Here is a 9,443-nt window from a genome sequence, read left to right on the forward strand (position 1 = left end):
TCTGCATGGTGCGAGCGCGGCCCCTTCCCGTTCGTGGCGAGGACCCATAACCGGCCGTTCGCAGCGGAAAGGAAGCTCCCCTGAAGCTGCCGCTCGTTCAGATTGCGCCAACCAAGGGCTGAGGCAAAACGGTGGCTACGGTGCGGCTTTCGAGTTTCAAGCGCCGTGAACAGCTAACCAAACCTCTTAGCAAGCGTGATGCTGTCCTGAACCATTTGCCGCGCCGCTTTGTCGCTGGTCCTTGCCGGTCAGCGACGCACGCATAGATGGCCGGTACGTTCTTGTTGATCGGGTGGGCTTTTTCCGCTTTCGCTCGCTAGCGGGGAAAGGGGGAGCGAACATGCACGCGGCGGCGCAGTTCGAGCTGATCATCGCGATGTTCCTGGTGATCGTCGGGCTCCATTACATTGCGCGGCGCCTGTCGCTCCCGCCCTCGGCGGCGCTCATCGTTGGCGGCGGGGCGGTTGCCTTCATACCCGGCCTGCCCGCGGTCGCGATCGACCCCGAGCTGGTGCTCGTCCTATTCCTGCCGCCGCTGTTGATGGACGGCGCTTGGTTCACCGCGATCGCGCCATTCCGCCGCCATATGGCCGGCATCCTGTCGCTGGCGATCGGCGCAGTGTTCTTCACCACTGCGGTCGTCGCGGTGGTCACCAAGATGCTGCTGCCGGCGCTGCCTTGGGCGGCCTGCGTCGCGCTCGGCGCGATCCTGTCGCCACCCGATGCGGTTTCGGCGCGAGCCGTGCTCCAGCGGGTGCGCTTGCCTCGCCGCCTTTCGACCTTGCTGGAGGGCGAGAGCCTACTCAACGATGCCGCCGGGCTGGTGCTCTTCCGCTTTGCGGTGGCGGCGGTGCTCACCGGCACCTTCAGCCTTGGCGCGGCAACCGGCACCTTCTTCCTGCTCGTGGTCGGTGGCATAGCGGTCGGCGCAGGCATCGGAGCGCTCTGGGTGCTATCGCTGCGCCGGCTCGGCGACGACACGCTGATGATCGCCGTGACGATGCTGGTGTGCTGGAGCGCCTACATCGCCGGCGAACTGCTCCATGTGTCCGGGGTGATCGCCGTCGTAACCGCCGGCCTGACCTGTGGCTGGTTCCAGCATGTCGTGTTCAGCGCCAGCGTGAGGATCCGTGCGCTCGCCTTCTGGCAGGTGCTCGTCTTCCTTTTCGAGGCGGCGGTGTTTACGCTAATCGGGCTCTCGCTGCGCGGGATCCTTGACCGCATAGGTGATCCCACGCGCATCATCGACACGATGGCGATGCCAGTCTTGGCCATTGTCGCGGCGGTGATCGTCGCCCGCTTCCTGTGGATCTTCGCAGCCGACGCGGTCGTGGCACTCCTGCGCCGCATGGGTTGGGCTCCGGCGCGCCCGTTGGGTGGACGCGCTGCGCTCGTCATGAGCTGGGCGGGTATGCGCGGCGTGGTGACGCTCGCTGTCGCCTTGTCGTTGCCGGAGGCGATGCCGGAGCGCGACCTGATGCTGGTCACGGCCTTCTCCGTGATCCTGGTTACGGTACTGGTCCAGGGCACCTCGCTGGGCTGGGTCATCAAGCGCGCGAGTCCGAAGGAAGACCGGACGGCGCTGCCACCGCTCGACCTTCAGGCCGCCGAGCACGCCATGTTCCGGGCGCAACTCTCGGCGGTCGAACGCGAGGCCCATGACGCTGGCGGAGAGGTCATTCATCCTCAGCTTCTCCGTCGCTATCGCACGCGCGCCACCGCGGGCGAGGCGTTCGATGGCACCGCGGAAGAGCGCAACCAGGCAATCGCGAGTCATTTCGACGTCATCATCGCGGCGGTGGAAGCGGGCCGGGCCGAGCTGGTCCGGCTGCATCGCGCGGGCCAGATCGACGACGAGACGCTCCACGATCTCGAGCACGACCTCGATCTCGAGGAATTGGGAGCCGTCGCCGCCAAGGGTTGAGGCGAAGCACGAACGGCCGACATAAGGCCGGTGCATCATGAATCAAGACATCTGAGAGTGTCCGCGATTAGACGCTCCGGATCCCATTTCGTCTTGTGCCGACGACCCATGACGGTAACCGGCCCCATCACCCGTCTCAACTTCGGACACCCGTTAAGGTGATCTGTATCGATGAGCCCCGCAGCCGCACATTGCGTACTGAGCGCAGTAATCGACGGGCAGCCTCGTGGGAGCCGCTAATCAAGCTTGCGAGCGTATGTTAGGTGCGATCCTCAATGAGGATCACGCTGCCGCGTCGCTGCTTAGCTCCTTCGATCGCCCAGTCTTCCGCCTGAGCAACCGTTTTATGATAGCGGTCCTCCATGAACCCGGACATCGAGCTTTCTATCTTCAGGATCGCGCGAACGCCGTCGCCCGGCGCCTGTGAGAGCGTCAGGCGCGCGACAGTCGAGTGTCCAGATTGCTTCGGCACACGCATGATTTCCATGGACCATGACTAGCAGAGCTGGAAGAGTGCGCCAGCCAAACCGGTGCCGTGCCGTGCCGGGACAGGCGGGGTGAGGCATGGAGACCTTTGGGCTGGATCGATGGTGACGCGATACGCCAGCAAGTGTCGTCGACATGGATAGTGCGCGCGACGCATCCATTTTCGTGTCGTATTCGCATCTGGATGATGACTTCAGGAGGGGCTTCGAGACTCACATGGCGCAGCTGCACCGCGAAGGCGTGCGCACCTGGTTTGACGGCGACATAACCTCCGGCGCCGAACTCGATCCCAAAATCAGGCGGGCATTGAAGCAGACGGACATCTTCGTCGCGCTGGCGAGCCCGAACTATCTGGCTTCGCGCTATTGCTTCGACACCTAATATGGCTTCGCGCTGCGAAAAGCGGCACGCAAGACGCTCTTTGTCGTCGTCGTCCTATTGCGCCAGTGTCAGTGGCGGCACACCCGCATGGCCAGGTACAAGCTCCTGCCGAGGAACGCCAAGCCGATCGACCAGTGGGCGCGCCGCGGCGACGCGTGGAAGAATGTCGTCGAAGGCATCAGAGAGGTCGTGAAGCACTTCCGACTTGTGCCGCAGCCGCAACACGCACCCAAAAAACCGAGAACCCCCGCGCCAACGCGCACCACTAAGGCAAAGCCGGCAGGCATGCGGCCACGGCGGGTGGCGAGCGGCAAGACGAGGCCCGTGGCAAAACCCAATCCGAAGAGCCGCTCGAAGCGGACGCGACCGATTAAGCCACGTAGATCCTAGCGTGCGTCGCTCGCCCGTCCTCCTCCACAACGCCGCACAACCGAGGATCAGCCATGGATGGTAACAACTCCGGACTGCCACCGCTGGAAGAGCCGTGCGACGCCTGCGGCGGCAGCGGCGATTCACCGCCCGGCAGCGGCTATGAAATGCGCGCAAGCTTCAACTGTCCGAAGTGCAAAGGGCATAAGCTCGCCCCGACCGCCGCTCGGCGAGCGCTGCTTGATTTTGTCAAGCGTTGCTTGAATTTGACGGAACCCGAAGCGACGCGATCGCTCTTTGGCTTAGGCGCGCATCTCTCGGATCAGTACGTTTGGCCGATGGGTTCGTCCTAGACCCAATCCCGGTCACTCAGGAGCCCCGGCCTGCTTCCCAACTCCGGCCGATCGTTCATGCCCTCAAGCTACCAGGATCAACGAGGACATCGCCGCGAAGGTTATGACGCACGTCATAAGTAATTGGGGCCTTGTTGCATCAGAGAACCTTAACGAGCGACCAAATCGGTTTAGAGCTGTTGCCTTCGATGACTGGCGATGGGCGGAGATAGACAAGCAGCCGGCTGTGCGTTCAAGCGATAGGTCGACGTCACTCCAATCGTCTCACGCTGCGGTTTAGAACGCTCGACTGATCGAAAGAAGGAGCGCCTCGCGCCGACCGGTTCGACGATCCTGACTGTAGCGGTCGTAGCCCTGTCCTGCGCCGACCCAGGTCAGACTGAGCGCCGCGAACTGATCAGGCCGCCACGTCACACTAAGCCGCCAATCCACCGTCATCGCTCGCGCAAGTCCCTCGATCCGCGGCGGACGGAGCCCGCCGAGATGTAAACTCAACGTGACTCGACCGTGCTCCAGGAGCGTGCCTTCGACCTGCGCGTAGGAGGCATCGTGACCCCACCCATCGTAGTTGGGCGCGTGGAAGATGTGCGCGGACAAGCGTCGGCCGACCAGGCCGGCGTAGAGCTCCGCGAAGCTCCTGCCATATTCGATCGTCGCGTAGCGATCATAGGCCCGGCGGACCGCCCCGACGTCCACCGACACGGAAGGAGCGACGCGTCGCGCGTACCCGACATACTGGACCGAGCGCAGCAGGCGTATGCCTTCATCACGGACCCCGCCTGCGGTCACCGACACGCCGCCGTAGAGCCCGCTGCGATCGTCGAGCGACAGCGCCGCGGTAGCCACCGGGCGACCATCGCTGGTGCTAGCGCCGCGGAAACGGTCGTCGCTAGCAATCACGAGCGATCCACCGACATTGGCCGCAGCCGGCGTCGAGAACGCGGCGGCGATCATGGCGAGCGCGAACCGCTCAGCAAGCGCCGGCGTGTGCACCTGCCGCGCGGCGAACGGTCGCGCAGGCGTCGATCTCGCCACCGTCGGCGCGCGCCGCCACCAGATCATCGTCGGCGCGGCGAAGCTGCCGGGTGAGCGCGAGCAGGCCACTGACGTGTGCGGCGGCATAGGAATTGCCGCTCACCAGATCCCATTGTCCCCCCGGCTCGGTCGTCGGCACGTCGCGGCCAGGCGCGTTGTACACGCCGGTGCGCTGGCTCGCCAAGCCGTCCTGTGCCACCCGCACGACGCCGGGAAGCGACGCCGGAAAACCGGAGCCAGTTCGCGGATCGACCGCGGCCACGACCGCGGCGCCGCGGCGCTGCGCCAGCGCAACCAGCTTCGCGATCAGCGGGTCGCTGGGGCCGGTCAGGCTCATGTTGATCACCTCGGCGCGCCGCTCGGTCGCGTAAAGCAGCGCGCGCGCGAGGCTGAGCGAGTCGCAGACGGTCGCGCTGGCGGAGCGCTGCCAGCAGGCGCGCAGGCCGAGCAGCCGCGCGCCGGGCGCGATGCCCGCTATGCCGAGCCCGTTGTTGGCCTGTGCCGCGATGATGCCGGCGACGCCGGTGCCGTGCGCCTCCGCTGCAACCGCACCCGGCGCACTGACGAAGTCGCGGATCACCGCCACGCGGCCGACGAGATCCGGGTGATGGGCATCGACCAGACTGTCGATCACCGCCACGCTCACTCCCGCGCCTGTGGCGAGACGGTGGAGCGCGGCCAGCTGCCAGGCGCGCGCTGCCGGCTGCGCCGCGAAGAGACGGTCATTCGGCTGACCCGGCGTCGCCGCCTGCGCGGTGAACTCGTTCATCGGCTGCGACCACGCGACGCCCGACTGGCGCCCCATCCGCGCCGCGACGGCGTCGAGCGGCTCGCTGCCGGGCACCGCCATGATTACGCAATCGACGCCGAGCAGCGGCATCGGCCAGGCGTCGAGCAGCGTCAGCCCCTGCTCGCGCGCGAGCCGCGCGGCGAGCCGGCGCCGCGCCGCGGCCGCGGCGGCATCGCCGTAGCCGCCGCCGTAATCGGCGCCGGGCCGGTAATGTTCGGGCGGCAGGTCGAGCATAACCAGGATGCGGCGCTCCGCCGCCGGGCGCGTAGTGCCCGCGTCGGCCGGCGCCGTCGAGGCGGCCGGCGCCGAGGCAAGGCTCGCCGATGCCGGCACCAGCAGCGCCATCACCATCGCGGCGCGTCTCATCGCCCGCCGTTACCGCGGCCGATCGGTTCGGCCAGCATCACCGCCGGCTGCGCCCGCAACCGCGTCAGCGCAGTGCCGTCGCCCGGCAGCTGGACGACATAGGCGCCTGCCGCGGTGGGACCGTCGACGAGCCGCGCATCGGCCGCAGCGAGCAGGTGTCGCAGCGTTGCTTCGCTTGTGTCGGGACGGAACATCACCAGCGCGTTGCCCGAGCCCGCCGCCGGTGCGTCACCCAGCGCGCGATACGTCACCGCACGCTGCGACGGTAGCCCGAGCAGCGTGCCGAGCACCAGCAGCGCGGCGAACTGGGCGACGGCGACCCGGCGCCACACCGGCCGACCGTGCGCGGTGTCCAGCCGCCGCATCCAGCCACGTGCCCGAGGTCGCAACGCGACGCCCCCGGGCACCGCGACGATCGTTTGCCCGCCGCTCGCCGCGGGCGCGTCGGCGCGGATCGCCGCCGCGAGCGCGCGCTCGCGCGCCAGCTCGGTCCGGCAGGTCGCGCACCCGGCGAGATGGTGCTGGACGAGCTGTTCGTCCGCCGCGTCCAGCGTGCCGGTGACGTGCCACGGCAGCAGCTGCAGCGCCGCGTCGCAGGAATGATCGGGCATGGCGATCGGCTCCACTCCTCCTCAATACCAGTCGCCGGGTTCGCCCGGCAACGCGGCGCGCAGATGACGCCGCGCGTGGAACATGCGGGTCTTGACCGTATCCGGCGGACACCCCATGATGGCGGCGATCTCGCGATAACCGAACTCGTGGAAATAGGTCAGCTCGACGACCGCACGATGCGTCGGCGACAGCGTCGCCAGCGCGGCGTCGAGCCCGCGCCGGACGCGCGACGCCTCGGCCCCGGCACCGGGAGCGGCGTCGACGTCGATCGCCTCCTCCCGCGCGTCGTCGACGGGCTCGTCGAGCCGGCGCAGCGCGGCGAGCGCCTGGCGATAGGCAATGCCGAACAGCCAGGTGGAGAAGCGGCTGCGTCCATCGAACGTGTGGAGCCGGTTCCACACCACAAGCATGGCATCGTTGAGCACCTCCTCAACCAGGTGGGGCCGCCGCAGCAGCTTGTGCAGGAAGCGCCACAGCCGCGCATGATAGCCCTGATACAACGCCTCGAACGCGCGCCGGTCGCCCGCGCGCACGCGCTCGAGCAGCGCCTGTTCGGCGTCGGCTACCCCGCTACCCTGCTCCGCCGTCGCCGCCGTCACCGCTCACCCTCGTTCCGGGTGAGTGTCACGATCGAAGGCAACGGTTCAACCGGAACGAAAAAGTTAATCATGGTGAACCATCCGCCGCCGACGCGCCACTCACCGACAGCGGCCGTGTCTCTCCTTCGGGTGGCGGCCGCCCGCGCTCGCGTCACAGCGACGCCGCGCGGCACCCGTTCGGGGAGAGTGATGATGCGCCACATGTTGATCGCGGCCGCCGCGCTGATTGCAGCACCGCAGGCGGCGACCGCCGCCACGGTGATGGACGCCACGGGCGATTTCCTGCCGAGCTACACCGCCGGGCCGCCGCTCGCCGACCTCGACGTGACCAGCTTCTCGGTCAACTACGACGCCGCGGGCAAGTTCTTCACGCTCGGGGCCACCTTCGCGGGCGCGATCGACGCGATGACGGCCGGGCTCTACGTGATCGGGGTCAACACCGGCACCGGCACGATCCGCCCCTTCGCCCCGATTGGGCAGGAAAATGTAATCTTCAATCAGGCGATCGTGCTGCGCAAGGACGGGACCGGCAGTGTCGGCGCGACCGCGCTCGATCCGGGCGCGATCAGCATCGCGGGCAACATCATTACCGCCCGCGTCGGCGAGGCGCTGCTGCCGTCGACCGGCTTCACTGCCGCCAATTACGGCTTCAACCTGTGGCCGCGGATCGGGCTGGGGAACAACGCCCAGATCACCGACTTCGCCCCGAACAACGCCAATCTGTCCACCAACGGCCTGCAGGGCGCGGTGCCCGAGCCGGCGACATGGGCGCTGATGATCCTAGGCTTCGGCGTAGTCGGCGCGGCGCTTCGCCGACGCCGGATGATCGGCAGCTCAGAGGCAGCGATCGTCCCGGCCTGACGAGACCGAAATGCGCCGGTCACCCGGGCTGAGTGACCGGCGCAGTCGCACATGCGTGCGCGCAACACGAAGACGGCGCTCGTTGATGCATTAGATAGCCACTACGCGTCGGGCTAGGGTCCGGGCAGCAGAGGCGGAAGCTACACCTTACGTGTTAGACGACGAAGCCATGATTGAGTGCCCGCGCTGGAGGACCCAAAAGCAGTCATTCAGAGGGTTCTGCCCACCTCCCATAAGCGGACGCTTGTTCAGGAGAATGGTCATAGCGGCGGGCTGCTCTTACATTCCTTGAGCGCTACCGATAGCCACCTTCATCTGGAGTATGCTGCTCCCTCCTCGATCGATCCCGTAGAGCGTCCCGGGTGCGGACTCGTCCCAATCGATGGCTTGGCCGCCTGCTTCTATGCCGATCGTTCCGACATGGTCGAGCACTGCGCCGCCCTCCGGTAATCGCACAGCGTAGAGCTCCGGCCGATCATGACCCGTCAGGTACAAGCGCCCGTCAGGGCCCCAGCCGCCTCCCGAGATGCTCATCGGTGCGATCCGCTCCAGGATCGAGGCCGGTAGAGCCCAGCTCTGCGTGCGTCGCCAATCGTCGTCGAAGCGGACGAGAATGGTGTGGCGGTGATCACGACCAGGCTCCGCGCCCTTGCCGTCGTAGTTCGCGAACATCGCCCACCAGGCACCGGCGTGACGATCGACCCAGGTCAGCGAGCCGATACCCTGTCCGAGCGAAACCGTGCGCCGGTGCGCCAGCGTGACGGGATCGAAGAACTCGACGGAGCTCCTCTGCGGCACCGCCGGGAAGTTCGACAGCGCACAGACGAGATCGCGACCGATCACCGCGCAGCTGTTGAGATGGGGAAAACGCGCCTTGTCCCCTTCCCAGCTCGCGCGCTTCTCGCCGGTGCGCTTGTCGTAGCGCGCGATCCGGTAGTTCGCGATCGCGTAGAGGTCGCGAGGTCCCGCTGCGACGCCCTGCCGCGCCTCAAGCGCCGGTAGCCTGCGGACGGTCACGGCGCTGCCGCTGATGGTTGTCGTTGCAGCTGCGAGCACGAGGAGGAAGCGCATCAGAAGCTCGCCGTCACGCCGGCCCAGAAGGTCCGGCCGTACTCGGCCGACTCCTGGAGGTACGTCCGACCGGGACCGGTCAGCTCGCGCCGTCCTGCGTTCGAGAGGTTCTGCCCTTCGGCGTAGAGCGTCAGCCTTGGCGTCATGCGGAAGCTGAGGTTCGCATCGAAGGTGGAGCGCTCCTTCCAGTACTGGTCGGCGTTGGGGATCGTGTCGTTGATCGTCTCGAGGAACCCGCCGATGTAGTTCCACGAGACGCGTCCCTCGAAGCGTCCTCGCTGATAGTAGACCGTCGCGTTCGCCGTCGCGTCCGGCTGCAGGTAGAGCCCCGTCTCGCGTGGCCCTGCGGTCGTCAGGAAGGTGAACTCCGTGTCCAGAAAAGTGGCGTTCGCGGCGACGCCGAGGCCCGACAGCGCACCCGGCAGGAAGGCCAGCGCCTGCTGCAGGTTAAGCTCGACCCCGCGGATCCTGGCCGTGTTGGCGTTCCGCGGCGCGGTCACGATCACCGCCTCCGCACCCCGGCCGACATCGAGCGTCTCCACGCTCGTGAGCGAGAAGATCTCGTCCTTGATGTCCTTCGAAAAGACCGCGATCGA

Annotated in this window: 12 protein-coding genes; 4 read left to right on the top strand and 8 right to left on the bottom strand. The window is 67.1% G+C overall.

Annotation, left to right across the window (positions count from 1 at the left end):
• Positions 1–340 precede the first annotated feature (340 nt).
• Positions 341–1,924, top strand: a complete 1,584-nt coding sequence (locus ACMGDM_RS20315; protein ID WP_436805960.1) for a Na+/H+ antiporter — start codon at positions 341–343, stop codon at positions 1,922–1,924.
• Positions 1,925–2,183: 259 nt separating this feature from the next.
• Here the strand turns inward: ACMGDM_RS20315 and ACMGDM_RS20320 are convergent, their stop codons facing one another.
• Positions 2,184–2,411, bottom strand: a complete 228-nt coding sequence (locus tag ACMGDM_RS20320) for a hypothetical protein (RefSeq protein ID WP_436805961.1) — start codon at positions 2,409–2,411, stop codon at positions 2,184–2,186.
• A gap of 134 nt (positions 2,412–2,545) precedes the next feature.
• On the opposite strand from ACMGDM_RS20320, the gene ACMGDM_RS20325 reads away from it, so the two are divergent.
• Both ACMGDM_RS20325 and ACMGDM_RS20330 read left to right on the top strand, forming a co-directional pair.
• Complete coding sequence (locus ACMGDM_RS20325; protein WP_436805962.1) at positions 2,546–2,791, top strand: toll/interleukin-1 receptor domain-containing protein; 246 nt, start codon at positions 2,546–2,548, stop codon at positions 2,789–2,791.
• A gap of 443 nt (positions 2,792–3,234) precedes the next feature.
• Positions 3,235–3,513, top strand: coding sequence for a hypothetical protein (locus ACMGDM_RS20330; RefSeq protein ID WP_436805963.1), 279 nt, complete (start codon positions 3,235–3,237; stop codon positions 3,511–3,513).
• 276 nt (positions 3,514–3,789) lie between these two features.
• Here the strand turns inward: ACMGDM_RS20330 and ACMGDM_RS20335 are convergent, their stop codons facing one another.
• From ACMGDM_RS20335 to ACMGDM_RS20355, 5 genes are read right to left on the bottom strand one after another with little or no spacing between them, the layout of a single operon-like run.
• A complete protein-coding gene (locus tag ACMGDM_RS20335) occupies positions 3,790–4,467 on the bottom strand; it encodes a TorF family putative porin (protein WP_436805964.1) in 678 nt (225 codons plus the stop codon).
• 16 nt (positions 4,468–4,483) lie between these two features.
• Positions 4,484–5,704, bottom strand: a complete 1,221-nt coding sequence (locus tag ACMGDM_RS20340; RefSeq protein WP_436805965.1) for a S8 family peptidase — start codon at positions 5,702–5,704, stop codon at positions 4,484–4,486.
• Positions 5,701–6,315, bottom strand: coding sequence for a zf-HC2 domain-containing protein (locus ACMGDM_RS20345; protein WP_436805966.1), 615 nt, complete (start codon positions 6,313–6,315; stop codon positions 5,701–5,703). Before ACMGDM_RS20345 ends, ACMGDM_RS20340 begins: the two co-directional genes overlap by 4 nt.
• A 21-nt stretch (positions 6,316–6,336) precedes the next feature.
• The gene (locus ACMGDM_RS20350) at positions 6,337–6,915 is read right to left on the bottom strand and encodes an RNA polymerase sigma factor (RefSeq protein ID WP_436805967.1); all 579 of its coding nucleotides are present in this window, start codon (positions 6,913–6,915) and stop codon (positions 6,337–6,339) included.
• Entirely contained in the window at positions 6,912–7,187 is a 276-nt protein-coding gene (locus ACMGDM_RS20355) for a hypothetical protein (RefSeq protein ID WP_436805968.1), read from the bottom strand. The genes ACMGDM_RS20350 and ACMGDM_RS20355 overlap by 4 nt, the downstream gene beginning before the upstream one ends.
• Here ACMGDM_RS20355 and ACMGDM_RS20360 point away from each other — a divergent pair.
• Positions 7,177–7,776 carry a PEPxxWA-CTERM sorting domain-containing protein gene (locus tag ACMGDM_RS20360; protein WP_436805972.1) on the top strand — a complete coding sequence of 200 codons (600 nt, stop codon included), beginning with the start codon at positions 7,177–7,179 and terminating at the stop codon, positions 7,774–7,776. The two genes, ACMGDM_RS20355 and ACMGDM_RS20360, sit on opposite strands and share 11 nt — an antisense overlap.
• 279 nt (positions 7,777–8,055) lie before the next feature.
• Here ACMGDM_RS20360 and ACMGDM_RS20365 read toward each other — a convergent pair whose 3' ends face one another.
• Positions 8,056–8,847: a hypothetical protein gene (locus ACMGDM_RS20365; RefSeq protein WP_436805969.1), complete on the bottom strand. Its 792-nt coding sequence runs from the start codon at positions 8,845–8,847 to the stop codon at positions 8,056–8,058.
• On the bottom strand, positions 8,847–9,443 hold a 597-nt coding region (locus tag ACMGDM_RS20370; RefSeq protein ID WP_436805970.1), incomplete at its 5' end, for a TonB-dependent receptor domain-containing protein. The genes ACMGDM_RS20365 and ACMGDM_RS20370, both read right to left, overlap by 1 nt.

It is taken from the genome of Sphingomonas larreae (assembly GCF_051400595.1).
Lineage (GTDB): Bacteria > Pseudomonadota > Alphaproteobacteria > Sphingomonadales > Sphingomonadaceae > Sphingomonas.

Bases quoted from the DNA above. Each gene is read 5' to 3' on its own strand.
- ACMGDM_RS20325 (WP_436805962.1), top strand. From the start codon at position 2,546: ATGGATAGTGCGCGCGACGCATCCATTTTCGTGTCGTATTCGCATCTG.
- ACMGDM_RS20320 (WP_436805961.1), bottom strand. From the start codon at position 2,411: ATGGAAATCATGCGTGTGCCGAAGCAATCTGGACACTCGACTGTCGCG.
- ACMGDM_RS20345 (WP_436805966.1), bottom strand. From the start codon at position 6,315: ATGCCCGATCATTCCTGCGACGCGGCGCTGCAGCTGCTGCCGTGGCAC.
- ACMGDM_RS20360 (WP_436805972.1), top strand. From the start codon at position 7,177: ATGGACGCCACGGGCGATTTCCTGCCGAGCTACACCGCCGGGCCGCCG.
- ACMGDM_RS20335 (WP_436805964.1), bottom strand. From the start codon at position 4,467: ATGATCGCCGCCGCGTTCTCGACGCCGGCTGCGGCCAATGTCGGTGGA.
- ACMGDM_RS20365 (WP_436805969.1), bottom strand. From the start codon at position 8,847: ATGCGCTTCCTCCTCGTGCTCGCAGCTGCAACGACAACCATCAGCGGC.
- ACMGDM_RS20330 (WP_436805963.1), top strand. From the start codon at position 3,235: ATGGATGGTAACAACTCCGGACTGCCACCGCTGGAAGAGCCGTGCGAC.
- ACMGDM_RS20315 (WP_436805960.1), top strand. From the start codon at position 341: ATGCACGCGGCGGCGCAGTTCGAGCTGATCATCGCGATGTTCCTGGTG.
- ACMGDM_RS20340 (WP_436805965.1), bottom strand. From the start codon at position 5,704: ATGAGACGCGCCGCGATGGTGATGGCGCTGCTGGTGCCGGCATCGGCG.